Source organism: Aeromonas sp. FDAARGOS 1415 (assembly GCF_019048365.1).
In the GTDB taxonomy this organism is placed as follows: Bacteria; Pseudomonadota; Gammaproteobacteria; order Enterobacterales; family Aeromonadaceae; genus Aeromonas; species Aeromonas taiwanensis.
This window is the reverse complement of record NZ_CP077363.1, coordinates 3475717-3501360: the sequence shown is the minus strand read 5'-3', so window position 1 is coordinate 3501360 and position 25644 is coordinate 3475717. Positions and strand designations below refer to the sequence as shown.

The 25644-nt window shown below is 63.2% G+C and carries 20 protein-coding genes and 1 other annotated feature; of the genes, 9 read left to right on the top strand and 11 right to left on the bottom strand.

Going from position 1 to position 25644, the window contains the following annotated elements; translation table 11 throughout:
• Window positions 1–98 precede the first annotated feature (98 nt).
• The 3 genes from dnaX to I6L45_RS16385 all read right to left on the bottom strand — a co-directional run bounded on the left by dnaX (window position 99) and on the right by I6L45_RS16385 (window position 3804).
• Window positions 99–2567: a DNA polymerase III subunit gamma/tau gene (gene dnaX, locus I6L45_RS16395; RefSeq protein ID WP_216982648.1), complete on the bottom strand. Its 2469-nt coding sequence runs from the start codon at window positions 2565–2567 to the stop codon at window positions 99–101.
• Window positions 2568–2748: 181 nt separating this feature from the next.
• Window positions 2749–3294, bottom strand: a complete 546-nt coding sequence (gene apt, locus I6L45_RS16390; protein ID WP_043760588.1) for an adenine phosphoribosyltransferase — start codon at window positions 3292–3294, stop codon at window positions 2749–2751.
• Window positions 3295–3426: 132 nt separating this feature from the next.
• Entirely contained in the window at window positions 3427–3804 is a 378-nt protein-coding gene (locus I6L45_RS16385) for a YbaN family protein (protein ID WP_043760591.1), read from the bottom strand.
• 178 nt (window positions 3805–3982) lie between these two features.
• Between I6L45_RS16385 and dusC the strand changes: the two genes are divergently transcribed.
• The 4 genes from dusC to I6L45_RS16365 all read left to right on the top strand — a co-directional run bounded on the left by dusC (window position 3983) and on the right by I6L45_RS16365 (window position 7302).
• Window positions 3983–4927: a tRNA dihydrouridine(16) synthase DusC gene (gene dusC / locus I6L45_RS16380; RefSeq protein WP_216982647.1), complete on the top strand. Its 945-nt coding sequence runs from the start codon at window positions 3983–3985 to the stop codon at window positions 4925–4927.
• Window positions 4928–4983: 56 nt separating this feature from the next.
• Window positions 4984–5811: an AraC family transcriptional regulator gene (locus tag I6L45_RS16375; RefSeq protein WP_216982646.1), complete on the top strand. Its 828-nt coding sequence runs from the start codon at window positions 4984–4986 to the stop codon at window positions 5809–5811.
• A 75-nt stretch (window positions 5812–5886) separates the two neighbouring features.
• Window positions 5887–6852 (top strand): DMT family transporter, encoded by a 966-nt coding sequence (locus I6L45_RS16370; protein WP_216982645.1) that lies wholly within the window; start codon window positions 5887–5889, stop codon window positions 6850–6852.
• Window positions 6853–6933: 81 nt separating this feature from the next.
• Window positions 6934–7302, top strand: a complete 369-nt coding sequence (locus I6L45_RS16365; RefSeq protein WP_043760602.1) for an RNA polymerase-binding protein DksA — start codon at window positions 6934–6936, stop codon at window positions 7300–7302.
• A gap of 163 nt (window positions 7303–7465) precedes the next feature.
• Here I6L45_RS16365 and I6L45_RS16360 read toward each other — a convergent pair whose 3' ends face one another.
• Entirely contained in the window at window positions 7466–8119 is a 654-nt protein-coding gene (locus tag I6L45_RS16360; RefSeq protein ID WP_216982644.1) for a response regulator transcription factor, read from the bottom strand.
• Window positions 8120–8297: 178 nt separating this feature from the next.
• Here I6L45_RS16360 and I6L45_RS16355 point away from each other — a divergent pair, with 178 nt between their 5' ends.
• Window positions 8298–8591 (top strand): PilZ domain-containing protein, encoded by a 294-nt coding sequence (locus I6L45_RS16355; RefSeq protein WP_216982643.1) that lies wholly within the window; start codon window positions 8298–8300, stop codon window positions 8589–8591.
• A gap of 112 nt (window positions 8592–8703) precedes the next feature.
• On the top strand, window positions 8704–14199 hold the full coding sequence (locus I6L45_RS16350) for a cadherin domain-containing protein (protein ID WP_216982642.1): 5496 nt from the start codon (window positions 8704–8706) through the stop codon (window positions 14197–14199).
• 266 nt (window positions 14200–14465) lie between these two features.
• Here I6L45_RS16350 and rnd read toward each other — a convergent pair whose 3' ends face one another.
• From rnd to I6L45_RS16315, 7 genes are all read right to left on the bottom strand, one after another.
• A complete protein-coding gene (gene rnd, locus I6L45_RS16345) occupies window positions 14466–15578 on the bottom strand; it encodes a ribonuclease D (RefSeq protein ID WP_216982641.1) in 1113 nt (370 codons plus the stop codon).
• 98 nt (window positions 15579–15676) lie between these two features.
• Window positions 15677–17353 (bottom strand): long-chain-fatty-acid--CoA ligase FadD, encoded by a 1677-nt coding sequence (gene fadD, locus I6L45_RS16340; RefSeq protein WP_134695746.1) that lies wholly within the window; start codon window positions 17351–17353, stop codon window positions 15677–15679.
• Window positions 17354–17549: 196 nt separating this feature from the next.
• Complete coding sequence (locus I6L45_RS16335; RefSeq protein WP_216982640.1) at window positions 17550–18392, bottom strand: alpha/beta fold hydrolase; 843 nt, start codon at window positions 18390–18392, stop codon at window positions 17550–17552.
• Window positions 18392–18910, bottom strand: coding sequence for a Slp family lipoprotein (locus tag I6L45_RS16330; RefSeq protein ID WP_043760612.1), 519 nt, complete (start codon window positions 18908–18910; stop codon window positions 18392–18394). The genes I6L45_RS16335 and I6L45_RS16330 overlap by 1 nt, the downstream gene beginning before the upstream one ends.
• A 54-nt stretch (window positions 18911–18964) precedes the next feature.
• Window positions 18965–19666: a tRNA (adenosine(37)-N6)-threonylcarbamoyltransferase complex dimerization subunit type 1 TsaB gene (gene tsaB, locus I6L45_RS16325; RefSeq protein ID WP_043760613.1), complete on the bottom strand. Its 702-nt coding sequence runs from the start codon at window positions 19664–19666 to the stop codon at window positions 18965–18967.
• A 92-nt stretch (window positions 19667–19758) separates the two neighbouring features.
• On the bottom strand, window positions 19759–21669 hold the full coding sequence (locus I6L45_RS16320; protein WP_216982639.1) for an ATP-dependent DNA helicase: 1911 nt from the start codon (window positions 21667–21669) through the stop codon (window positions 19759–19761).
• A gap of 66 nt (window positions 21670–21735) precedes the next feature.
• Entirely contained in the window at window positions 21736–21978 is a 243-nt protein-coding gene (locus I6L45_RS16315) for a hypothetical protein (RefSeq protein ID WP_043760617.1), read from the bottom strand.
• A gap of 190 nt (window positions 21979–22168) precedes the next feature.
• Window positions 22169–22293: a sequence feature (His leader region), on the top strand.
• Between the two features lie 28 nt (window positions 22294–22321).
• Between I6L45_RS16315 and hisG the strand changes: the two genes are divergently transcribed.
• From hisG to hisC, 3 genes are read left to right on the top strand one after another with little or no spacing between them, the layout of a single operon-like run.
• On the top strand, window positions 22322–23218 hold the full coding sequence (gene hisG / locus I6L45_RS16310; protein WP_043760619.1) for an ATP phosphoribosyltransferase: 897 nt from the start codon (window positions 22322–22324) through the stop codon (window positions 23216–23218).
• A gap of 12 nt (window positions 23219–23230) precedes the next feature.
• Window positions 23231–24556 (top strand): histidinol dehydrogenase, encoded by a 1326-nt coding sequence (gene hisD / locus I6L45_RS16305; RefSeq protein ID WP_216982638.1) that lies wholly within the window; start codon window positions 23231–23233, stop codon window positions 24554–24556.
• Window positions 24553–25638, top strand: coding sequence for a histidinol-phosphate transaminase (gene hisC / locus I6L45_RS16300; protein ID WP_210548680.1), 1086 nt, complete (start codon window positions 24553–24555; stop codon window positions 25636–25638). The genes hisD and hisC overlap by 4 nt, the downstream gene beginning before the upstream one ends.
• The last annotated feature ends 6 nt before the right edge of the window (window positions 25639–25644 follow it).

Below are 25644 nucleotides of genomic sequence, written 5' to 3'. Positions count from 1 at the left end.
ATCCAGCGCCGGGCTGTGGGTTCATCTGCCCTAAGTGGGGGCAGCCAAAGATCTTTTCAACCGGGGGGCTGCCCCCGGCACGGTTTTTTCATCGCCGCTCAGCGGCTCAGGGGCTCGATGCTCTCGGGATGGAGCACGGCGCCGAAGCGCTGCTGCAAGAATTGTACGTTGGGATCGGCCGCCAGATCCCGGCTCACCTGCTCGCGCACCCCGAGATAGAGGCGGTGTTCTATCTCGAGCGGCGTCTCCCGCTCGGGATCCGTGCCAAGAGTCACCTCGATCTGCACGGCCCCACCCAGTTCGGAGCCGATGATCTCGGCCAGATCGGCGCGGGCCTTGTCACTCACCAGATGGCGCTGCTCGGGTTTGAGCAGGAGCGATACCCGATCCCCCTCGCGGGTCATCACGGCGTTGATGGCCAGTTGACGCAGCCGGCCGCCCACCCCGGTACGGGCGATGAGTTCGGCCCAGGGGTCGCCGCAGTTGACCAGCAAGGAAGACGGGATCAGGCGGGCGACCTCCCCCTCCTCCTCGGGCTGCTCGTCACTCTCCAGCGCATCCCAGTCGATGGTCTCCATCACAGGGGCAGGCTGCGGCTCGGGTTCGCCCGGCAGCTCGGGGCCTCTCGGCAACTCGGGTACCACGGGCTGCGGCGCCGGCGCCACCCGCTGAGCCGGCGCACCGTCCAGATCCCAGGGGGGCAGATCATCTCCCAGGGGAGACGTCTCCGCGGGACGCATCGAGGCTGGCGTCACTGCCGGTGCACTTGGCTCGCCAAAGCCCTGGGCCAGGTACTCTTCATAGTCGTTGCCCCCCTCGTCATAGGCATCGAGAGGGGGAAGATCGTCATAACCACCCAAAGGCGCAGGTTGAGCTGCTGAGGCCGGCGTCACCTGGGGCGCCGGTGGCACCTCGGCCTGGCGCTGGGGAGCCGGCTTGACCGGTGCCACCCGAGAAGGGGTCGATGGCGCCGCCGCGGCCTCACCTCGCAGCCGGCTGCGCAGCAGATTGCGCTTGCCGAGCAGGCTCTGCATGCTGGAGATCCCCTGGGGCTCGGCAGACTCGACCGGTGCGGTGGTCTCGGGCACAGCCTGTGCTGCGGGGATTTGCTCGGGACGCTCTACCTGGGGCTGCGGGGCTGCGCCGACCGGCTCGCGAATGGCGGCCCCATAGCCCATGCCCGCTGCCTCCTGCATCAGCTCTTCCTGCTCGGCAAACAGGCGTGCGCTCTCCTCGTCGGCGTCGACAATAGCGGGCTCCGCCTCGGTCGTCTCCACGGCGAGCGCTGGCGCAGAGACAACGTCGGCCTGTGGCGTCGGCATCACGACCTCAGCCGGCGGCAGGCCCCCTACAAGCGGGGCCGGCTCAGCCCCTTGAGGCTTTCCCGGCAGGGTCGATACTGCCTCCCTCCCCGCCGCTGAGGGGACTTGCCCGGCCATGGCTGGCGGCAAGGCCGTCAGGTTGGCAGGGTGCATCACCTCACGGCGCGGCGAGAAGGCGAGCATCCGCAGGCAGGTCATCTCCAGCGCGGTACGCCCATCGGGAGCCCAGGGCAGATCCTTGCGCCCCCCCAGCACGATTTGATAGCAGAGCTGTACCTCTTCCGGGCTCATGGCCCCGGCCAGTTGCAGCAGGGCATCGGCATCCGCCCCCTGCTCCTGCACGCTGGCAGGCAGCAGCTGCGCCATGGCCACCCGGTGAAGCAGGGCTTCCAGCTCGGCGTGGAGCTGGTCGAAATCCGGCCCCAGGGTGGCAATCTCGGTGATCTTGGCCATGGTGGCCGGCGCATCCTGGCGCAGGATGGCCTCCAGCAGCTGGTGCAGGTGGTGATGATCGAGGGTGCCCAGCATGGTGAGCACGCTGTCCAGCCGCACGCTGCCGTTGCCGTGGGCCAGGGCCTGATCCGTCAGGCTCAGGGCATCGCGCATGCTGCCGTCCGCCGCCTTGGCCAGGGCCAGCAGGGCGCGTGGCTCGAAGGGTTGACCCTCCTGGTCCAGCACCCATTCGAGCTGCTTGGCGATCTGGGTCTGATCAAGACTCTTCAGATGAAACTGCAGGCAGCGCGACAGTATGGTAATGGGCAGCTTCTGGGGGTCCGTGGTCGCCAGCAGAAACTTCACATAGGGGGGTGGCTCTTCCAGAGTCTTGAGCAGGGCGTTGAAGCTGTGGCGCGACAACATGTGCACTTCGTCGATGAGGTACACCTTGAAGCGGCCACGGGCCGGGCGGTACTGGACGTTGTCCAGCAGCTCGCGGGTATCTTCCACCTTGGTTCGGGACGCCGCGTCGATCTCCAGCAAGTCGACGAAGTTGCCCTGATCGATCTCGCGACAGGTGTCGCACACGCCGCACGGGTGGCTGCTGATCCCCTGCTCGCAGTTGAGGCTCTTGGCCAGGATGCGGGCGATGGTGGTCTTGCCCACCCCGCGGGTCCCGCTCAGCAGATAGGCGTGATGAAGCCGACCCTGATCCAGGGCGTTGGTCAAGGCGGTCAGCACATGCTGCTGGCCTACCACTTGTTCAAACGTATGGGGGCGCCATTTACGCGCCAGAACCTGATAGCTCATAGATCTCGATGCTGGAAAACGAGGCATTGAGGCAGGATGCTAACACAAATGGGGGGCTGGCTGTATGGCCTATCGGCCGCCTTGGGAGGGATCGCTTGATTTTCAAACCGGTGCCCGTTCAGGCACCGGTTATCGGCAGATGGCAGCGTGACGAAGCCTGCCTGTCACGCACCTTCGCGGCTCAGGCGCCCGCGAGTTCCACCAGAGAGACCACCTTGACGCCAGCGGCGGTCAGGCGGGCATCACCACCGAGGGACGGCAGGGAGATGATGAAGGCGGCATCCGCCACTTCCCCGCCTGCACGGCGGATCAACTTGACGGTGGCATCGACGGTACCGCCGGTGGCCAGCAGATCGTCCACGACCAGCACCTTGTCACCGGGCACGATGGCATCGGTGTGCAGCTGCAGGGTGTCAGTACCGTACTCGAGGGCATAGGACTCCTCGATGACGCTGCGGGGCAGCTTGCCCGGCTTGCGTACCGGCACGAACCCCAGCCCCATGGCGTAGGCGACCGGTGCGCCAAAGATGAAGCCGCGGGCCTCGGTGCCGACAATCTTAGTGATCCCTTGATCACGATAATGGTCGGCCAGCAGATCGATGGTGGCCTTGAAGGCCTCGGCGTTCTCGATCAGGCTGGTGATGTCGCGAAACAGGATGCCCGGCTTCGGATAGTCGGGGATGGTCTTGATGCTCGCTTCGATAAACTTCAGGGTATCCGGATTCATTATTTGACCGCTTATTTTTGCGCCCAGACGTGGCGGCTATTGCAATGCCCGCCAGCGGGCAATAAAAAGGCCCGTCATGCAAACAATGACAGGCCGACTCCATAGCATTATTGCCGCAATAGCTTAGGGATTTCACTTCTTCATTGCAACTGGCTCCAGCACCGGCACGCGCATCAACCAGGTGAGCAGGATCACCATTATGACAACGAGCAGCAGCCTCACCCAGGGCAGCGGCACGACCAGCAGCGACACCGAGAAGGAGAGCAGGATGAAGATGATGGCCCGACGTCTGGCATGGCGGCGAATGCCGCGATACAGCTGCCAGTCCTCAATGGGGGGCCCGAACCAGGGATGGGCCAGCAGCCAGCGGTGAAACCGGGGAGACGAGCGGGCAAAGAGTGCCGCCGCCAGCAGCATGAAGGGGGTGGTCGGCAACAGGGGCAGGACTATCCCGAGTATCCCGGTGGCGAAGGCGAGCCAGCCCAGGGCCATCAGACACCAGCGTTTCATGGGTACTCCTCTGAAATGTATCTCTGCCTTTAGCCTAACAGAGTTGGCCCAAAAGCTGACAGCCTGGCCCAGGCAACGGCAGTCGATTGGGCTTATCGAGTGGGCAGACGGCTGACAACACCCGCCATTGTCACTACAATCTGCGCTCTTTTTTCTCCCCTTGTCTTCGGAAGCAGCTATGCGCGTTATTTTGGCCCCCATGCAGGGGGTGCTGGATCACCTGATGCGGGAGGTGCTCACCTCCGTCAACGATTACGACCTCTGCGTCAGCGAATTCATCCGGGTGGTCGATCAGCTGCTGCCCGCCAAGGTCTTCCATCGGCTCTGCCCCGAGCTCAAGCAGGATGGCAAGACCCGAGCCGGCACCCCGGTGCGGGTGCAACTGCTGGGCCAGCATCCAGAGTGGCTTGCGGAAAACGCGGTGCGCGCCATCGAGCTCGGCTCTCCCGGGGTCGATCTCAACTTCGGCTGCCCCGCCCCCACGGTCAACAAGAGCAAGGGGGGCGCCGTGCTGCTCAAGGAGCCCGAGACCGTCTATCGCATCGTCAAGGCGGTGCGTGAGGCGGTACCCGCCCACTTGCCGGTGAGCGCCAAGATCCGCCTGGGGTACGATGACAAGGCGCTCTATCTGGACAATGCCCAGGCCGTCTATCAGGGGGGGGCCGACGAGCTGGCCGTCCATGCCCGCACCAAGCGGGAAGGCTACAAGGCACCTGCCCACTGGGAGTACGTGGACGCCATTCGCCGCGCCCTGCCCATCCCCGTCACCGCCAACGGCGAGATCTGGAACCATTCCGATGCCCTGACCTGCGCCCGGGTCTCCGGTTGCGATGCCCTGATGGTGGGCCGGGGTGCCATCTCCCTGCCCAACCTCGCCAACGTGATGAAAACGGGGTGTGCCCACATGAGCTGGGACGAGGTCTTGCAGCTGATGGTGACCTATACCGAGCAGGATCTGGCGAGCGACAAGGCCGACTACTATCCGAGTCGCATCAAGCAGTGGTTCTCCTACATAGTGCGGGAATACCCCCAGGCCGACGAGCTGTTTCGCCGCATCCGCACCATCAAGACCGCAGACGAGATCCGCGCCGCCCTCGAGCGCGAGTGCGCCGCCCGGACCTAGTCTTGGCCGCCGCCACGCGGCGGCTTATGATATCGGCACTGTGACAGGAGGTCAGGATGCAGGGCGTACCGGTCAAGTTTACCCATCAGCACGACAGAGCCGATTTTCGCGCCCTGCCGGGACAGCCGGCGATTGAGCTCTACCGCGCCCACATCCAGCACCACACCTTCGACCCCCACAGCCACGAGGGATTTGGCCTCGGTGTCATCGAGTGCGGTGCCGAGCGCTTTCGCTATCGCGGCAGCCAGCTCCTGGCGGGCCCCGGCAGCCTGGTGCTGATGAACCCCGATGAACTGCACACCGGCGAGGCCGCCTGCGAGCAGGGGTGGCGCTATCGCATGCTCTATCTGCCCGCCGATCGGCTCGAGGCCATCAGCGGCGAGCGCGGCTGGTATTTCGCCGAGGCAGTGCGCAGCGCCCCCCAGGCCGCGCCCGTCCTGCAGGCGGCCCTCGACGCCCTCTGGCACTGCGACAGCGGGCTCGCCGCCGACGGCCTGCTGCTCAACGTGTGCGAGATCCTGCGTCCCCACGCCCGTACCCTGGCGGCCCCGCGCGAAGCGGCCCACCCCCTGGGCCGAGCCATCGACTATATGCAGGCCTGTTTCGCCCGCCCCATTACCCTGGCCGAGCTGGCCGGTGCGGTGAACCTCAGTCCCTACCACTTCCAGCGCAGCTTCAAGGCCCGCTTTCACGTCACTCCCCAGCAGATGCTGATGGCCATCCGCCTGCAGCGCGCCAAGGGGTGGCTGGCCGCCGGTCTGCCCGCCGCCGAAGTGGCCGCCGCCTGCGGCCTGGCCGATCAGTCCCACCTCAACCGCGCCTTCCTGCGCCGCTATGGCACCACCCCGGTACGCTACCAGAAACAGGTGCAGGCCGGCCGCTAAAGCGCAATCTGGTTCAATACGCCCCCTTCGCCGCCTGCTAGGCTGACCTCCTTCTTCTTCATTGGATATGTGATCATGTTGCTCGGAGTCTTGTTTGCCCTGCTGGCTGGCCTGATGTGGGGGCTCATTTTCGTCGCCCCCCTGCTGGTGGACGGCTACCCTCCCGCCCTGCTCGCCAGCGGCCGCTACCTCGCCTTCGGCCTTATCGTGCTGCCGCTCGCCTGGCGGGCCCGCAAACGCCTCGCAGCCCTCTCGCCCAGCGACTGGCGCGAGGCCCTCGCCCTCACCCTGGTGGGCAACCTTGTCTATTACTTCTGCCTGTCGGGGGCCATCTTGCGCATCGGCTCGCCCCTGGCGGCCATGATCATCGGCACCCTGCCTGTGGTCACCGCCCTGGCAGCCAACCACCTCTATGGCGAACGCGACGGGCGCCTCTCCCGTGCCCGCCTCTACCCGGCTCTGCTGCTGATGGGGGCCGGCCTCTATCTGGTCAACCGCGCCGAGCTGACCTGGCACGCCGAAGCGCGCACCGAGCAACTGTTCGGGCTCGCCCTGGCGGTGACCGCCGTGCTCTGCTGGACCTGGTATCCCCTGCGCAACGCCCGCTGGCTACGCGCACACCCGGGCCGCAGCCCGGCCGTATGGGCTACCGCACAGGGGCTGGTTACCCTGCCGGTGGCGCTCATCGCCTACCTCGGCAGCCTCGGTCACCTGGCCCTGAGTGCGCCGGAGTTCCCCCTGCCCTTCGGGCCGACGCCTTTGCGCTTCGTGCTGCTCATGGGGGCGGTGGGGCTCTTTTGCTCCTGGCTCGGCACCCTGTGCTGGAACGAGGCGAGCCAGCGCCTGCCGACCGTGCTGGTCGGGCCGCTCATCGTGTTCGAGACTCTGGCGGGGCTGCTCTACGCCTTCATGCTGCGCGGAGCCATGCCCCCCATGAGTACCCTGGTCGGTGTCGTCTGCCTGGTGGCGGGGGTGCTCTACGTGCTCGCCGGCAAGCCACAACCGCAGCCGGAAAAACGCGCCAAAGCACGGTTAACTTGACTCATGTCATCTTGATAAACTGCTTCTTTCCCTATACTGGCCGGGTTTTATGACTCGTCTTTGGGGGCTGCAGTGTGTGAAGTGACGCAAGCCCGGTTGGCCGAATGGCATGAGCGCCTTCTGACCGACTGGGCGCAAACAAGAGAAGAGCTGATGGGTCAGCTCAAGGCCTGTCGACAAGACGACTGGGCACAGAAGGTGGAGAATTGCGAGCGGGATCAACTGGTGGATCTGACCAGTCGCCTCGATCTGCCCAAGGTGGCGCAGAGCGTGGCGCGCCTCAAGCGGCTCGACGCCGCGCTTTGCCAGATGGATCTCGGACTCTACGGGCTCTGCTCCGACTGCGAGGAGCCGCTCGACATCGACCAGCTTGATCTGGATCCCACCCTGCAGCGCTGCCCGCGCTGTGAAGCCCGCTATCGCAAGGGATTTCACGCCCACGAACTCTGAGGGGGGATACCTCTCCCCTCGTTCATCCCCAGATTGCCCTCCTTGCCAAGACCCTGCCCGGCAGCCCGCAATGCAGGGAACAACCTCCTTTGCACAGTCCAGATCAGAGTGCGGCGGCTACCGTGAGCCGTGCGACCTTGACGGGTCTCCCGGGCCAGCGCTCCTATTCCGTCAGCGCATGTTTCTGCGCATAGGCATAGAGCCCCATGCGATTGCGCACCCCCAGCTTGGTGTAGATGGAGGTCAGGTGGTTGCGCAGGGTGTGCTCACTGATGTTCAGACGCGCGGCGATCTCCAGCGTGCTCGCATCCAGGCCCAGAGTGATGGCGACGATGGTCTGCCTCTCCTTGCGGGTCAGCCGCGCAATCTTTGCCTGTTCGGCATGACTCGCCCCCCTCTCCCGCGCAATGGTCATCAAAATGCGCTCGGTCGCGGCGCGATCCACCCAGTATTCTCCTCCATGCACCTTGCGGATGGCCTTGCACAGCACCTCGACCGACTCCCGCTTGCTGATGGCACCGCAGGCTCCGGCCAATACCGCTCTGTCCTGCAGATCCATGTCCTCCGTGGTGGCAATGGTCAGCACGCGCACCTGGGTGCCAGAGAGCAAGGAGGAGATCTGCTCCATGCCATTGTTGCCGTCCAGATCGAACAAAACGACATAGGTCTTGCCAGGCGCTATCCACTGCGCCGCCTCGGCGGGATCGGCCACACAGGCGATCACCTTCATCTCGCCGGGCATCGTATTGATCGCCCCGCACAACCCCCATGCGACTATCGGCAAGTCGCAGACCAAGATCACCTCGATGGCGTCCATACCCAGCTCTCCAAGCGCTGACAACGATGTGACAGGCATCCAGCCTGACAACAGTTTTCCCCCTCTTAAACTAGTCGAAATATCCTGGTTTTGTCCTAAGTCGAACAGCACTTTGTCCCGTATAAATCGGTCGGATTTTTCCATGTTTCGGCGCAAGCCCCTGACCTAGGCTATCTGCATGACAACGCCAACCCACACCAATGCTCGTCGACATGAGCGCGTCTCGGCGGTGCTGCCAATCCGGCTCTCGGGCCAGACGGGCTACACCCGGGACATCAGCATCGGCGGCTGTTACCTGCAACTCGAGGCCGCGGCCATGACTGACTGCGACGTCTGCTTCGAACTCGACATGGGCATGACACACGGCGCCATGACGATGCGCTGCTGCGGGCAGGTGGTGAGACGGGAGCAAGAGGGCTGTCTGACCGGGATAGCGGTCAAGATCAAGGAAATGCAACTCCTGGTGAGATAACCACGGGCAGTTGCTGTGAATGAAAGAGTGGCACGGTGCGCGTGCAGTTCGCCATTGACGGCAATCTTGCATCCATACCGAAGGATATTTCCGTTTCTGAAGGAACAGAACCATGGCTGACACCAACAAAAATGACTCTCTCTTTGGCAGCATCGGAGCCGACACCATCGATGGGGGCAATGGCAGTGACTTGCTCGATGGTGGCAGCGGGAATGATACCCTGCTGGGCGGCAACGGCGAGGATACCCTCTACGGAGGACTCGGTGACGACACCCTCTCCGGCGGAAACGGCCAGGATCTGATCTACGGCGGTTCTGGTAACGACCTCATCGGCACATCGCTGATCAACAGCGAGAACGGCAACGACGTCATTTACGGTGACGGCTGGGACGACTACCGGCAGCAGAGTCGAGCCGTTGCCGGCAACGATATCATCTACGGCGGTAATGGCTCGGAAACCATCTACGGCGATAACGGCGATGGCGGTGCTATTGGCGGCAACGACATTATCTATGCCGGCAATGGCAACGACACCGTCTATGGTGAAGGCGGCGACGATATTATCCAGGGCGGCAACGGCGCCGATATGTTGAGCGGCGGTAGCGGCAATGACATCTTCGTCTACCAGAGCGCCAACGAGTCCAGCACCAGCACCATGGATACCATTCGCGACTTTTCCGGTATCCGCGACAGTAACCCGGACAACGACAAGATCGATCTCCGCCCGCTGCTCGGCACCACCGACTTGAAGTGGGGCGACACCACGGCAACGGTCAATGGCGTGTGGTACGAACAGAACGCCGGACAGAATGCCACCTACGTCAAGGCCGATACCAACGGTGACGGCCAGGCCGATCAGGTGATCAAGCTCGACGGCCTCAAGGCGTTGAGCAATACCGACTTCCTCGGCGTACAGAACAACGGTCCCACCATCACCTCCAACGGTGGTGGTATCTTAGCCGCCCTAGCTATCGACGAAAACACCACTGCGGTCACTACAGTCACGGCCAGCGACCTGGATTCCGGGGCACTGCTGACCTACACCATAATCGGCGGTGTGGACGCAGGGCTATTCACCATAGATCCAAGCACTGGTGTCTTGTCGTTTATCAACGCGCCAGACAGGGAAAGCCCAAACGACAGCAACGGCGACAGCACCTATGAAGTGGTGGTGCGTGTTTCCGATGGCAGTGCCTTCGACGATCAGAACCTAAGCATCACCATCAACGATGTCGACGAGTTCGATGTCACCATACCGACCGACACCAACGCGGCCGCCAATGTCGTCGACGAGAACATTCCCATCGGCACCCTGGTCGGCATCACCGCCTTTGCCAGCGACGCCGACGCCACCAACAACGCCGTCACCTACAGCCTGTCCGGTAATCCCGGCAACCTGTTCACCATCAATGCCAATACCGGCGAGATCACCACCGCCGCCGCCATCGACCGTGAAGTCCTCGGGGCCAGCGTGAATATCCAGGTCACTGCCACCAGTGCCGATGGCTCCAGCAAGGCGCAGACCTTCACCATCGCCATCAACGATGTCGACGAGTTCGATGTCACCACACCGACCGACACCAACGCCGCCGCCAATGCCGTCGACGAGAACATCGCCATCGGCACCCTGGTCGGTATCACCGCCTTTGCCAGCGACGCCGACGCCACCAACAACGCCGTCACCTACAGCCTGTCCGGCAATCCCGGCGGCCTGTTCACCATCAATGCCAATACCGGCGAGATCACCACCGCCGCCGCCATCGACCGTGAAGCCCTCGGTGCCAGCGTGAATATCCAGGTCACTGCCACCAGTGCCGATGGCTCCAGCAAGGCGCAGACCTTCACCATCGCCATCAACGATGTCGACGAGTTCGATGTCACCACACCGACCGACACCAACGCCGCCGCCAATGTCGTCGACGAGAACATTGCCATCGGCACCCTGGTCGGTATCACCGCCTTTGCCAGCGACGCCGACGCCACCAACAACGCCGTCACCTACAGCCTGTCCGGCAATCCCGGCGGCCTGTTCACCATCAATGCCAATACCGGCGAGATCACCACCGCCGCCGCCATCGACCGTGAAGTCCTCGGGGCCAGCGTGAATATCCAGGTCACTGCCACCAGTGCCGATGGCTCCAGCAAGGCGCAGACCTTCACCATCGCCATCAACGATGTCGACGAGTTCGATGTCACCACACCGACCGACACCAACGCCGCCGCCAATGCCGTCGACGAGAACATCGCCATCGGCACCCTGGTCGGTATCACCGCCTTTGCCAGCGACGCCGACGCCACCAACAACGCCGTCACCTACAGCCTGTCCGGCAATCCCGGCGGCCTGTTCACCATCAATGCCAATACCGGCGAGATCACCACCGCCGCCGCCATCGACCGTGAAGTCCTCGGGGCCAGCGTGAATATCCAGGTCACTGCCACCAGTGCCGATGGCTCCAGCAAGGCGCAGACCTTCACCATCGCCATCAACGATGTCGACGAGTTCGATGTCACCATACCGACCGACACCAACGCGGCCGCCAATGTTGTCGACGAGAACATCGCCATCGGCACCCTGGTCGGTATCACCGCCTTTGCCAGCGACGCCGACGCCACCAACAACGCCGTCACCTACAGCCTGTCCGGTAATCCCGGCAACCTGTTCACCATCAATGCCAATACCGGCGAGATCACCACCGCCGCCGCCATCGACCGTGAAGTCCTCGGGGCCAGCGTGAATATCCAGGTCACTGCCACCAGTGCCGATGGCTCCAGCAAGGCGCAGACCTTCACCATCGCCATCAACGATGTCGACGAGTTCGATGTCACCACACCGACCGACACCAACGCCGCCGCCAATGCCGTCGACGAGAACATCGCCATCGGCACCCTGGTCGGTATCACCGCCTTTGCCAGCGACGCCGACGCCACCAACAACGCCGTCACCTACAGCCTGTCCGGCAATCCCGGCGGCCTGTTCACCATCAATGCCAATACCGGCGAGATCACCACCGCCGCCGCCATCGACCGTGAAGTCCTCGGGGCCAGCGTGAATATCCAGGTCACTGCCACCAGTGCCGATGGCTCCAGCAAGGCGCAGACCTTCACCATCGCCATCAACGATGTCGACGAGTTCGATGTCACCACACCGACCGACACCAACGCCGCCGCCAATGCCGTCGACGAGAACATCGCCATCGGTACCCTGGTCGGTATCACCGCCTTTGCCAGCGACGCCGACGCCACCAACAACGCCGTCACCTACAGCCTGTCCGGCAATCCCGGCGGCCTGTTCACCATCAATGCCAATACCGGCGAGATCACCACCGCCGCCATCGACCGTGAAGTCCTCGGGGCCAGCGTGAATATCCAGGTCACTGCCACCAGTGCCGATGGCTCCAGCAAGGCGCAGACCTTCACCATCGCCATCAACGATGTCGACGAGTTCGATGTCATCACACCGACCGACACCAACGCGGCCGCCAATGTCGTCGACGAGAACATCGCCATCGGCACCCTGGTCGGTATCACCGCCTTTGCCAGCGACGCCGACGCCACCAACAACGCCGTCACCTACAGCCTGTCCGGCAATCCCGGCGGCCTGTTTGCCATCGACCCTGCCACCGGCGTGGTCACCGTTGCCGCCGCCATCGACCGTGAAGTCCTCGGGGCCAGCGTGAATATCCAGGTCACTGCCACCAGTGCCGATGGCTCCAGCAAGGCGCAGACCTTCACCATCGCCATCAACGATGTCGACGAGTTCGATGTCATCACACCGACCGACACCAACGCGGCCGCCAATGTCGTCGACGAGAACATCGCCATCGGCACCCTGGTCGGTATCACCGCCTTTGCCAGCGACGCCGACGCCACCAACAACGCCGTCACCTACAGCCTGTCCGGCAATCCCGGCGGCCTGTTTGCCATCGACCCTGCCACCGGCGTGGTCACCGTTGCCGCCGCCATCGACCGTGAAGTCCTCGGGGCCAGCGTGAATATCCAGGTCACTGCCACCAGTGCCGATGGCTCCAGCAAGGCGCAGTCCTTCACCATCGCCATCAATGATCTCAACGACAACCTGGTACTTGGCCCGGCCGATAGCAATGGCGCCGCCAACTGGGTGGCAGAAAATGCCGCCATCGGCACCGAGGTCGGCATTACTGCCCAGGCTAGCGACGCCGATGCTGGCGGCCAGACCATCACCTACTCGCTAAGCAACGACGCTGACGGACGCTTCGCCATCAACAGCAGCACCGGCGTGATCACCGTGGCCGGCACCCTCGACTACGAAACCGCCACCAGCCACTCCATCACCGTGCTGGCCACCAGTGCCGACGGTTCGAGCAACAGCGCAGCCTTCATCATCGGCGTAACCGATGCAAGTGAGCCACCGACCACCGCGACCGACAACGTGATCACCAGCATCGCGCTGGGTACCGCCATCCTGATCCCGGAGTGGTCGCTGTTACTGAACGACAGCAGCAGCGGATATGGCTCGCTGGATGTTGTCAATGTTGGCACAGCCTCAGACGGCACAGTCACTCACTCCGCGGGCTCGGGAAGCGATGGCAGCGTCAGCTTCATCGATAATTCACCTGCCGGGGGTTCATTCAGCTATGCGGCCACCAATGGCACGCTGACCGGCGCAGCGGCAACAGTATCCATACTCCGAGACGGCTTAGGCAGCCTGGATGGCACGGAGGGTAACGAGATACTGATCGGCAGCAACAGCGCCAGCGAGACCTTGGTCGGAGGCCAGGGCAATGACGTGCTGCTCGGCGGCAGCAGCAACGGCGATATCTACCTTTTCGGTCTCGCCGATGGCACGGACATAGTCTGGGACAGTGACGGCAACAACGACGCCCTGCGGATCAACACCGGCTCACCAACCGACAGCACAGCATTGACAGCCCTCCACATCGAACGGGTCGGCAACAATATGCTACTCGAGATCAATGACACCCACATCACAGTTCAGAATCAGTTTGCCGGCGCACAAGTCGAAACCCTCACCTTTAGCAATGGCGGCACCATCAATGGTTACGCTCTGGGCACCGCTGCCTACACCCTGGTCGCCGACAACAGCACACCTCTGGACGGCAGCAACGGTGACAACGATCTGATCGCTTCTTCCTCAGGTGCTGAAACCCTGAACGGCCTGAACAAGAACGACTTGCTGTTCGGAAACAACGGGGCGGACGTTCTCAATGGTGGTGGCGGCAACGACCTCTTGCTCGCGGGCGGAGACAACGATGTGCTGAGCGGTGGGGATGGAAACGACGTGCTGGGCGGCGGTTCCGGCTCAGACCGTTTCGTGTTCATCAATACCGGAGCAAGCCATCTGGACTCTATCTTCGACTACAACTTCGCTGAGGGCGATAGCATCGACCTATCGGCCCTGCTGGATGCTAATTTCACCGCAGGGAGCCAAGAGTCGGATTTTGTTCGCCTGACGCAGTCAGGCAACTCGGTTACCGTGCAGGTGGATACCAACGGCGCCAGCGGCGGCGCCAACTTCGTGGACGTCGCTTCGCTGACCAATTACGGCACCAGCGGTAGTGACGTCGTGAAGATCCTATTCGAGGGGAATGACCATCTGCTGAGCATATAGCGGCACCATCGGGGGAGTCAGAATATAGTGCTGACGAATTCCACCAGTGACCCACTGACGGTCGATGGGAATAATACAGCAACCAACTTATAGGCTGACGCTGACCAAGCACAGGTTGAACATCGTATAAATACTCAGCATTGAGCTGAACGATACTGCGGGGGGACCGGCTTCCAGGATCTGGTCCTGTTGCAGGGCATCCTGATAAGCAAAAGCCCCGGCAGCACGGACTGCCGGGGCTTTTCTTCATCAAAGAAGAGGTGCCGTTACTGCGCCAGCAGGTGGCCTACCAGCTCATGGCGCCAGCCTTGCAGCAGCATGGGCTTGTCCGCCCGGGCCCGCTCTTCCTCGTTCATGCGCCAGCTCCAGGTGAAGTACTGGTGGATGATCTTCTTGCTCGCCACCAGCTCCGGCGGAATGTTACTGGCCTTGGCCTTCTCCTCCACCATGGCCTTGATGCGCTTGAGCTCGGCCTTGTACTGGGGGAAGTCCACCAGCCGGCGGATGGGCTCTGGCCAGCTCTCGGGGTCGCTCTGCTGGGCGGCGGCGACGATGTCCAGCATCCGCTTGCCGTGGATCTTGATCTCGATGGGAGAGAGCCCCAGCTCGTTGAGATCTCGCAGCGACCCGGGCCTGCGCTCTGCCACCTTGAACAGGTGCAGCTCCTTGACCACGAAGTTGAGGGCGAGATCCCGGCGCACCGCCTCTTGCTGGCGCCAGGCGGCCAGCTCACGCAGGATGGCCAGCTCGCGGCGACCCAGTTGCCAGGCGTTGACGATCTCGAGATAAGCCTGGCGGGGATCGCTCCCCTGGGTCTTGCGGGCGGAGTGGTTCTGGCACTCCTGCTCGAACCAGGCGAACTTGCCGCTCTCGCGCAGCTTGCTCATCACCTTGGCGTAGAGGGGCAGCAGATAGAAGACGTCGGCGGCTGCGTATTCCAGCTGACGAGGGGTGAGCGGGCGAGCCAGCCAGTCGGTTCGAGCCTGATCTTTCTCAAGCTCGACCCCGAGGAATTCGTTGACCAAGGCGCCAAAACCGACCGAGACGCCATGGCCCAGGAAGGCTGCCGCCAGCTGGGTGTCGTGCATCTGGTTTGGCAGATGACCCGCCTGATGCTGGATAAGCTCCAGATCCTCGCCGGAGGCGTGCAAAATGGCGATCTGCCCTGCCCGGCCGAGACGTTGCCACAAAGCGGAGAGATCGAGCGTCAGGGGATCCAGCAGGGCGAGGCGCTCGCCGTCATAGATCTGGAACAGACCGAGCTGGGGATAGTAGGTACGGGTGCGAACGAATTCGGTATCGATGGCCAGGGGAACGTCGGCCAGAGAAGCGAGATACTGATCCAGTTCGGCTTGCTGTGAAATGAGTTGATATTGCATCGTTGCCTGCACGTTGGTCGGACCCAGAAAGAAAAAACCGTGGATGCCCCACGGTTTTGCATAACGACAGCGCTCGTCTGCAGAGCAGTGCATGCCGGTTATTGCTTGGCAATCTCCTCGTCGCGCAGCACGCGTCGCAGGATCTTGCCCACATTGGTCTTGGGAAGTTCGTCGCGAAATTCTACCAGTTTCGGCACCTTATAGGCAGTCAGATGTTTACGGCAGTGGGCAATTATCTCTTCTTGCGCCAGCGTCGCGTCTTTCTTGACCACGAAGATCTTCACCTGTTCCCCCGACACCGTGTTCGGTACGCCGACGGCCGCCACTTCCAGCACCTTGGGATGGAGCGCGACCACGTCTTCGATCTCGTTCGGGTAGACGTTGAAGCCGGAGACCAGGATCATGTCCTTCTTGCGATCGACGATCTTGAAGAACCCCTGCTCGTCGCACACGGCGATGTCACCGGTGCAGAGCCAGCCATCCTGCATCACCTCGGCGGTGGCTTCGGGACGCTGCCAGTAACCGGTCATCACCTGCGGGCCGCGCACCTGCATCTCACCCGGAGCACCGCTCTGGGTGATGAGGTTCCCCTCGTCATCCACCAGGCGGATCTCGGTGGAGCAGACCGGCAGGCCGATGGAACCGTTGTAGTCCACCAGATCGTAGGGACAGACGCTCACCAGGGGCGAACATTCGGTCAGGCCATAGCCTTCCAGCAGCGGGGTGCGGGTCAGCGCCTTCCACTGCTCGGCCACCGCCCGTTGTACCGCCATGCCACCGCCGATGGTGAGCTTGAGCTTGGCAAAATCCATCTCCTGGAACTCGTCGTTGTTGACCAGGGCGTTGAACAAGGTGTTGACCCCGGTAATGCAGGTGAAGGGGTACTTCTTGATCTCTTTGACGAAGCCCGGGATGTCGCGGGGATTGCTGATGAGCAGGTTGTAGCCCCCAAGACGCATGAACAGCAGGCAGTTCACGGTGAGGGCAAAGACGTGGTAGAGCGGCAGGGCCGTGACCACGAACTCCTTGCCCCGCTCCAGCACAGGGCCATAGACGCCGAGGCACTGCTCGACGTTGGCGATCATGTTGCGGTGGGTCAGCATGGCCCCCTTGGAGAGACCCGTGGTCCCCCCGGTGTATTGCAGGAAGGCGATGTCCTGGTTGCTGATCTCCGGCTTGATGTACTGCAGGTAGCGCCCCTTGGCGAGGGCCTGGCGCATGGTGCTGGCGTGGGGCAGGTTGTACTTGGGCACCAGCTTCTTGACGTATTTCACCACGAAGTTGACGAGGGTCCCCTTGGCAAGCCCCAGGTTGTCCCCCATCCGGGTCAAAATCACGTGCTTGACCGGAGTCTCATAGACCACCTTCTCCAGGGTATGGGCGAAGTTGGAGACGATGACGATGGCCTTGGCGCCGGAGTCTTTCAGCTGGTGTTCCAGCTCGCGCGGGGTGTAGAGGGGGTTGACGTTGACCACCGTCATGCCGGCCCGCAGGATGCCGAATACCGCGATGGGGTATTGCAGCAGGTTCGGCATCATTACCGCCACCCTGTCACCCTTGCCGAGCTTGAGCTCGTTTTGCAGATAGGCGGCGAAGGCGCGGGACTGCTCTTCCAGCCGGCGATAGGTAATGGTTTGCCCCATGTTGACGAAGGCGGGCTGATCGGCGAACTGGCTCACCGACTCTTCAAACATCTCGACCAGAGAGCCGTATTGGTCTGGATTGATCTCGGCGGGCACCCCTTCTGGATAACGCTTCAGCCAGACTTTTTCCACGAACTTCTCCTGCATAACTCGCACCTGTGCGCTCACTGTGTTGCCTCCGTCCCTGTCACATCCAATTCAATCAATTGTTTTAAGTTAATGTTCTAATGCCGCCCATATTTACACAAGGCAACATCGATTAACAGCAAATTAACAACGAGAACTGTGAGGTAGAAGGCAAACCTGACATGATTCAAAGCCGACGATCCTACCGGATTTGACCGAACTTTTCGATATAAACGGCGGTTTCTGACGAATTTTCCATATGGAAATGGTGATTTCCCGCCACCTGCACCATCTCGATCTGCGCAAAGGCCCCTGCCCGCTGCCGCCACTGCTCCAGCAGCCAGGGGAAGCCCTGCTGGCCCCGGATAAAGAGCACCGGGCAGGCAATGGCCCGGATCAGCGCCTGGGCCTGCCCCTCGCTCATGCGAAGGGGGGAGAGATCGCGAAGACGGGGATCGCTGCGCCAGTACCAGCGCCCTGCCCGCGCCTCCAGCTGCCGCTCGCAGATAAGGCGCGCTGCTGCCGGGCTGATGTCTGCCACCTTGCAACGGGCCGCCACCGCCTCCTCGAGGGAGGCAAACCCGCTGGCGGCACGCTCGCGGGTGCGACTGCGATTGAGAATGGCCCTGCGAAGCTGCCCCGGCACCTCCTCGTCAGGCTGGCTCAAGGGCCCGAGTCCCTCCATCAGGATGAGTCGCTCCACCTGCTCGGGGAAGACCCCGGCATAGGCAGAGGCGATCAGCGCCCCGAGGGAGTGACCAAGCAAGGTGAACCTGGTCCAGCCCGCAGCCTGCACGATCTGGTGGAGATCATCCAGCCAGTCGACGAAGACATAGGGAGTGTGCTTGTGATCGGAGTGGCCATGGCCCGGCAGATCGAGGCAGACGAGATGAAATGCCTCAAGATGAGGGGCCAGGGGCAAAAAGCTGGCCCCGTTGTCGAGCCAGCCATGCAGGGCGACGAGCAGCGGTTGGCCCTGCCGACCGTTGTCCAGCAAGGCGACGCGGCGCCCGTCCGCCAGGGTGATGACGCGCTCTTCCATCATCACCAGCGGGAGTGGTGGCGCCTTGGCCAGAAGGGATCATAGAAGGGGTCGTAGAAGTAGGGGTCCACGTAGCGGATCTCCACCTCCTTCACCGGCGGCCACAGCTTGCTGGCGGTCACCTTGAGCACGGAGAAGCGATACTTGTGCTCCCCTATCTGGCTGTCCACCGGCTTGTCGATGGTGCCGAGCACCGTCAGACTGCGCCCCTTGGCGTAGAGGGTCGGGTCGATAAAGCCCTTCATGATGGCGAGGAAGCGCCCCGGACTCTGCTCGGTCTGGGTCGGCACACCGTTGGCCTTGAGGGGCAGATAGACCACCTCGACCACGCTCTGATCCTGCTCGTTGTGCACCGCCGAGATGACGCCGCTCCAGCGCGCAGGCTTGCCTTCCATCCCCTGCAGGGCGGGCTGATAGGCCACCAGCTGATCCGCCGGCTCATAGGCCAGCTCGTCGGGCACAGTGCTGCAGCCACCCAGCAGCAGCCCCACCAATCCCAGCACCATCACGGGTTTCATCATTTGCCTCTCCTTGATCCGCCTGCATCCGCCTCGGAGGGCGGGCAGCAGGTCACCTTATTCGCGACCCGGCAGTTTCTTCCAGGTCACCTTGTCGCGCAGATAGACGGGGGTCGCCTGCTCCACCGGCACCGCCTCGCCCGCCAACCAGGCAACCCGGGCCAGGGGCAGCATGTCCACCGCCGCTGGGAAGCGCACCTGGCTGGTCACCAGCTCATCGGCCAGCCCCTTCAGGCTCTCGCCATAGGTCTCAAACCCGGTGCCGACGCAGGTAACGCGCCCGGCCTGCTTGCCTCTGGCCTCGACCAGTGCGTCGGGGTGGCTCACCACCTCCTCGCCTACCAGTTGCATCTGCCCCGCGACTCGCTCGTAATGGCCGAAGTAGACCTCGTCCATGCGTGCATCGATGGCCGCCAGCACCCGCTCGGCCCCATCCAGACGGTGGGCGCCCTGGGCCATGGCTGCCAGGGTGGAGATGCCGATGAGCGGCACACCGGCGCCAAAGGCGAGCCCCTGGGCCACGCTGATCCCGATCCGCACCCCGGTGAAGGAGCCCGGACCCCGCCCGAAGGCAATGGCATCGAGTTGCTCCAACGATAGACCGGCCTCCTCCAACACAGCCTGAACCATGGGCAGGATTTTGCGGGTGTGATCCCGCGGCGCCTCCTCCCAGCGGGAGAAGACCTTGTCACCCACCATCAAGGCGGCAGAGCAGGCTTCGGTGGCGGTATCAACGGCCAGGATCTTCAACTCATCCATTCTTTTTATTCTCTTCACATCTATCGGTTAAATCGTCAGCATGGCCGTGGCCTGCCGTAAAATTTGTTCAGCATCGCTCAGATACTGCGGGCTCACTCCCGTGGCCCAAAGAAATCTCCCAGGGTCGCCAGCTCCCGTGTCCGTGGAATGGCGGGCAGGCTCTTGATGAAGGTGGCGCCGTAGGGTTTGTTGACCACCCGCGGATCACAGATGACCAGCACGCCGTGATCACTGCGATCACGAATGAGCCGCCCCACCCCCTGCTTGAGGGCGATCACCGCCTTGGGCAGCTGCAGCTCGGCGAAGGGATCCCCCCCCTTGAGCTTGCAGTCCTCCACCCGCGCCTTGAGCTGGGGATCGTCCGGGCTCGCAAAGGGCAGCTTGTCGATGATAACACAGGACAATGCAGCCCCCCGCACGTCTATCCCCTCCCAGAAGCTGCTGGTCGCCACCAGCACGGCACGGCCATTCTCGACGAAGGTCTTGAGCAGGCGCTGCTTGTTGTCCTCTCCCTGTAACAAGACGGTGCGACCTATCTCCCGGCGCAGCACCTCGGCCACCTGGCGCATCACCTGATGGCTGGTGCAGAGGAAGAAACAGCCCCCCGGCGTCTTGTTGATGAGGGGGATCATCAGGTTGGCGAGCTGCTCCCCCCGCCCGAAGGCATTGGGCTCGGGCAGGAAGCGCGGCACGCACAGGCGCGCCTGCTCGACGTAATCGAACGGGCTGTCGAGAACCAGCTCGGCGCTGCCGGCCAGCCCCATCTCGGCTACGAAGTGGGCGAAGCGATTGTCCACCGTGAGCGTCGCGGAGGTGAAGACCCAGGCCACCTCGGGACGCTGCACCTCGGCGCCAAAGCGCTCCGCCACCGAGAGCGGCGTCAGGTTGAGAGTGAAGTGCAGTCGCGAGCAGTCATACCAGTAGGAGAAGCCGGTCTGGTTGATGGCCAGCACCTCCCCCAGCCGGGTACGCAGCTCGCTGATCCGCTCGAAACAGTGGTCGAGCTGCTCGCCCCGCCCGAGCGCCAGTTTCAGCACCTCGTAACAGAGGCCGAGGGCGTCGTTGAGGCGGGCCAGTGCCTGACCCCAGAGCGGTTGGCGCAGCATATCCCGGGTGTTGCCACGCCCCCCTTCAACCCCGAAGGCGAGGCGAAGATCCTGACTGGCAATGGCGAGTCTGTCCGCCGCCTTGCCGAGCTGGGCCATGTCGTGGGCCTCGGCCCGGTAGGCAAGCTGGATATCCTGGGCCAGATCCTGGATGGTGCGGCTGCCCACCGACTTGCCGAAGTAGTTGCTGGCGATTTCGGGCAGCTGGTGCGCCTCGTCGAACACATAGACCTGCGCCTCGGGCACCAGCTCGCCAAAGCCGGTGTCCTTGACCGCCATGTCGGCGAAGAAGAGGTGATGGTTGATCACCACCACCTGGGCATCCATGGCGCGGCGCCGGGCAATGACCAGATGGCAGTCGTCGTAATAGGGGCAGTCGCGTCCCAGGCAGTTCTCGTTGGTGCTGGTGACGTGGGGCAGGATCTCGGCATTCTCCTGCAAGCCCGGAATGTCCCCCACGTCGCCGTTGTCGGTGGTGGTGGACCAGGACTTGACCTTGACCAGATCGCTCAGGATTTCCGGCTTTTGCAGGTGGGATTCGCTCAGGAGGCGGTTCATCCGCTCGATGCAAAGATAGTTGCTGCGCCCCTTGAGCAGGGCCACCGGCGGCGTGTAGTCGAGGGCCCCTGCGATGGTGGGCAGATCCCGGTAGAAGAGCTGCTCCTGCAGGTTCTTGGAGCCGGTGCTGATCACAACCCGCTTGCCGGACGCCAGGGCCGGCACCAGATAGGCATAGGTCTTGCCCGTACCTGTACCAGCCTCCACCAGCAATCGGCCGGCACTCTTGATGGCGCGCGCCACCGCCTCGGCCATCTCCAGTTGCGGCGCACGGGCCTTGAAGCCTTCGATGTGGCTGGCCAGAGGGCCGTCTGGCGTGAACAGGGTCTGGATGGTCAAAGGCGTATCCCGCAGCAAAAGCGGCATTATGCCAAAAGCGCGGAAAAAGCGGGACTGCTAATGCGGTCAGACGAAGAGATCGATCTGGTGATCCGGGTCCGGCTTGTGATCATCCTCCTGTGTCTTCGGCTGATCACGCTTCCCGGGATGATACCCCTGCTGGCGCGACTGGCCGCCATCACTGTCGGTGCCGATCTTGCGCAGCTGATGCTTCTGGCTGATCTGGGTCACCTCCCGCTTGATGTCCTCCGGGCTCGGCGTCGAGGGTGCGCGAGGCAAGATGGGGAATAACAGGTCCTGACTGGGCATGATGTCGCCTCCTCCGGTACGTCATTGTCTAGTTATCGACCAGAAAACCGTTTTCTCAACTTTAATCGCCCTGATCACATTTTTCGGTTGCTTTTTCTGTCAAGGCAGGTAGTTTAAATCGGGCGTCAACAACGACATCTGCATTGTAAAGGATTGATTACATCATGAAGTTCACCACCCTGAAGACTCATCATCACCACCATCATCCCGAATAGTCTTTCAGGAGGTTGACTGCTGGAAGACACTTAACTGGTGACTTCCAAAAGGACCGCAAGATTCATGAACCCTCGGAAGCACCCACTTCCGAGGGTTTTTTCGTTTTTGACTAGAAGGAAATCGAGCAATGGAAACACAACGTCTGCGCATCGCCATGCAAAAATCCGGTCGCCTGAGCCAGGACTCCCAGGCCCTGTTCAAGAGCTGCGGCCTCAAGATCAACCTGCGAGAGCAGCGCCTCATCGCCCATGTCGAGAACATGCCCATCGACATCCTGCGGGTGCGTGATGACGACATCCCGGGCCTGGTGATGGAAGGGGTGGTCGACCTTGGCATCATCGGCGAGAACGTGCTGGAAGAGGTGCAGCTCATCCGCGCAGCCCAGGGACAACCCTTCGCGGTCAAGACTCTCAAGCAGCTGGACTTCGGCGGCTGCCGCCTGTCACTGGCGGTCCCGGAAGATGTCAACTACACCGGACCCGAGTGCCTCGCCGGCAAGCGCATCGCCACCTCCTACCCGGGGTTGCTCAAGCGCTTCTTCGACGAGAAGGGCCTGGGCTTCAAGAGCGTCATGCTGGGCGGCTCGGTGGAAGTGGCCCCCCGAGCTGGCCTGGCCGATGCCATCTGCGATCTGGTCTCCACCGGCGCCACCCTGGAGGCCAACGGCCTGAAAGAGGTGGAGGTGATCTACCGCTCCAAGGCGGTGCTGGTGCAGGCCCCCAACCCCCTGTCGGACGCCAAGCAGAAACTCATCGACAAGCTGCTGCCCCGCATCCAGGGTATGCAGCAGGCCCGCGAGAGCAAGTACATCATGCTGCACGCGCCGAAAGACAAGCTCGAGGCCATCACCTCCCTGCTGCCCGGTGCCGAGCGCCCCACCATCATGCAGCTCGCCGGTGACACCAACCAGGTCGCCCTGCACGTCGTCTCCAGCGAGACCCTGTTCTGGGAGACCATGGAACGGCTCAAGGCCCTGGGTGCCAGCTCCATTCTGGTGCTGCCCATCGAAAAAATGATGGAATAAGGAAGGAACATCATGCAGACCCTGATCTGGAAGAGTCTTTCCCCCGCACGTCAGGCCGAGGCGCTGACCCGGCCGGCCTTGAGTGACGAGGCCGACATCGGCACCGTGGTGCGGGAGATCATCGCCTCCGTGCGCGCCCGGGGCGATGAGGCCCTGCGCGAACTGAGCCAACGCTTCGAACGCGCTCCCCGCGAGCAGTTGCGGGTGAGCGAAGCCGAGATCGACGCGGCCTGCGCCCGACTGGACGATGACATCAAGGGCGCCATCGCGGCAGCCATCGCCAACATCCGCACCTTCCACGCCGCACAGGTGCAGCCGGTGGTGCGGGTCGAGACCCAGCCCGGGGTCCTGTGCGAGTTGCGCACCCAGCCCATCAACCGGGTCGGTCTCTATGTGCCTGGGGGTAGCGCGCCGCTCCCCTCCACCGTGATGATGCTGGCCATTCCGGCCGCCATCGCCGGTTGCCGCGAGGTGGTGCTCTGCACCCCGTCGCCCGCCAGCGACGAGATCCTCTTTGCCGCCCGCGCCTGTGGCGTGCGACAAGTCTTCGCCATCGGCGGGGCCCAGGCCATCGCCGCCATGGCCTATGGCACCGAGACGATCCCCAAGGTGGACAAGATCTTCGGCCCGGGCAATGCCTACGTGACTGAAGCCAAGGGACAGGTCTCCCGTGACTGGCGCGGCGCGGCCATCGACATGCCCGCCGGCCCCTCCGAGGTGCTGGTCATCGCCGACGAGAGCGCCAACCCCGCCTTCGTGGCATCGGATCTGCTTTCCCAGGCCGAGCACGGCCCCGACAGCCAGGTGGTGCTGGTGACCACCTCCCCCCGTCTGGCCGATGCCATCAGCGACGAGCTCAAGGCGCAGCTGGCGCTGCTCAGCCGCCGCGACATCGCCGAGCAGGCTCTGAAGGCAAGCCTGGTGATCCTCTGCGACGATTTGGAGGAGGCCTGCGCCATCTCCAACGCCTACGCCCCCGAGCACCTCATCGTGCAAACCGAGGCGCCGCGCGCTCTGCTGGACAGGCTCGAGAACGCCGGCTCCATCTTCCTGGGGGCCTGGACGCCGGAGTCCGTGGGGGATTACGCCAGCGGCACCAACCACACCCTGCCGACCTACGGCTACGCCCGCACCTGTTCAAGCCTCGGGCTCGCCGATTACCAGCGCCGCTACACGGTGCAGGAGCTCACTGCAGAGGGCATCCGGGGCCTTGGCCCCATCGTCGAACGCATCGCCCAGGCCGAGGGGCTCGATGCCCACAAGAACGCCGTTACTCTGAGACTGCAGGCCCTCGCCGGCACGGCCCAAACCGGTACACAGCAGAAGGATTTGTCATGAGCATCGCCAATCTGGCCCGCCGCGTGGTGCGGGCCCTCACCCCCTATCAGTCCGCCCGTCGCATCGGCGGCAACGGCCACGTCTGGCTCAACGCCAACGAGGCCCCGCTGGCCTATCCCTTCACCGTCGAGGGGAGCCGCCTCAACCGCTATCCCGAGTGCCAGCCTGCCGAGGTGGTGAACGGCTATGCCGCCTATGCCGGGGTCAACCCGAACCAGGTGCTGGTGAGCCGCGGGGCCGACGAGGCCATCGAACTCCTGATCCGCACCTTCTGCGAAGCGGGGGAGGATCAGATCCTCATCTGCCCCCCCACCTACGGCATGTACGCCATCAGCGCAGAGACCTGTGGCGTCGGCATCGTGGAGCAGCCGCTCACGGCAAGCCGCCAGCCAGACTGGCCCGCCATCGCCGATCGCCTCTCTGACGTGAAGCTGGTCTTCCTCTGCTCCCCCAACAACCCCACCGGGGATCTGGTGGGCCGCAAGGGGCTCGTCGCCCTGCTGGAGAAGGCCCGGGATCGCACCATCATCGTCGTGGACGAAGCCTACATCGAGTTCTGCCCGGAGGCTTCCGTGGCGGATCTGCTCGCCCAGTACCCCAATCTGGTGGTCACCCGCACCCTCTCCAAGGCCTTTGCCCTGGCGGGGATCCGCTGCGGCTTCACCCTGGGGGATCCCGAGGTCATCGCCATGCTGGCCAAGGTGATCGCCCCCTACCCCATTCCGGAGCCCATCGCCCAGATTGCGGCCCAGGCGCTCTCCCCCATGGGGCTGGAGCTGATGCGGGAGCGGGTCCTGGAGCTCAACAAGCAGAAGGCCCTCATCAAGGCCGAGCTGACCCGCCTCCCCTGCGTCAGGGAGGTGTTCGAGGACAAGGGCAACTTCGTGCTGGTGCGCTTCATTGACGGCGCCGCCGTGTTCGCCGCCATGAAGGCTGCCGGCATCATTTTGCGAGATTTTTCCAGCAAGCCGGGCCTGGACAACAGCATCCGCATCACCATCGGGTATCAGGGCGAGATGGACGCCGTGCTCCAGGTGCTGCGCGAGCTCTGTGTCAACACCCCGTCTGCCGCCAGCGTATAAGGATGT

Bases quoted from the DNA above. Each gene is read 5' to 3' on its own strand.
- dnaX (WP_216982648.1), bottom strand. From the start codon at position 2,567: ATGAGCTATCAGGTTCTGGCGCGTAAATGGCGCCCCCATACGTTTGAA.
- apt (WP_043760588.1), bottom strand. From the start codon at position 3,294: ATGAATCCGGATACCCTGAAGTTTATCGAAGCGAGCATCAAGACCATC.
- I6L45_RS16385 (WP_043760591.1), bottom strand. From the start codon at position 3,804: ATGAAACGCTGGTGTCTGATGGCCCTGGGCTGGCTCGCCTTCGCCACC.
- dusC (WP_216982647.1), top strand. From the start codon at position 3,983: ATGCGCGTTATTTTGGCCCCCATGCAGGGGGTGCTGGATCACCTGATG.
- I6L45_RS16375 (WP_216982646.1), top strand. From the start codon at position 4,984: ATGCAGGGCGTACCGGTCAAGTTTACCCATCAGCACGACAGAGCCGAT.
- I6L45_RS16370 (WP_216982645.1), top strand. From the start codon at position 5,887: ATGTTGCTCGGAGTCTTGTTTGCCCTGCTGGCTGGCCTGATGTGGGGG.
- I6L45_RS16360 (WP_216982644.1), bottom strand. From the start codon at position 8,119: ATGGACGCCATCGAGGTGATCTTGGTCTGCGACTTGCCGATAGTCGCA.
- I6L45_RS16355 (WP_216982643.1), top strand. From the start codon at position 8,298: ATGACAACGCCAACCCACACCAATGCTCGTCGACATGAGCGCGTCTCG.
- I6L45_RS16350 (WP_216982642.1), top strand. From the start codon at position 8,704: ATGGCTGACACCAACAAAAATGACTCTCTCTTTGGCAGCATCGGAGCC.
- rnd (WP_216982641.1), bottom strand. From the start codon at position 15,578: ATGCAATATCAACTCATTTCACAGCAAGCCGAACTGGATCAGTATCTC.
- I6L45_RS16335 (WP_216982640.1), bottom strand. From the start codon at position 18,392: ATGATGGAAGAGCGCGTCATCACCCTGGCGGACGGGCGCCGCGTCGCC.
- I6L45_RS16330 (WP_043760612.1), bottom strand. From the start codon at position 18,910: ATGATGAAACCCGTGATGGTGCTGGGATTGGTGGGGCTGCTGCTGGGT.
- tsaB (WP_043760613.1), bottom strand. From the start codon at position 19,666: ATGGATGAGTTGAAGATCCTGGCCGTTGATACCGCCACCGAAGCCTGC.
- I6L45_RS16315 (WP_043760617.1), bottom strand. From the start codon at position 21,978: ATGCCCAGTCAGGACCTGTTATTCCCCATCTTGCCTCGCGCACCCTCG.
- hisG (WP_043760619.1), top strand. From the start codon at position 22,322: ATGGAAACACAACGTCTGCGCATCGCCATGCAAAAATCCGGTCGCCTG.
- hisD (WP_216982638.1), top strand. From the start codon at position 23,231: ATGCAGACCCTGATCTGGAAGAGTCTTTCCCCCGCACGTCAGGCCGAG.
- hisC (WP_210548680.1), top strand. From the start codon at position 24,553: ATGAGCATCGCCAATCTGGCCCGCCGCGTGGTGCGGGCCCTCACCCCC.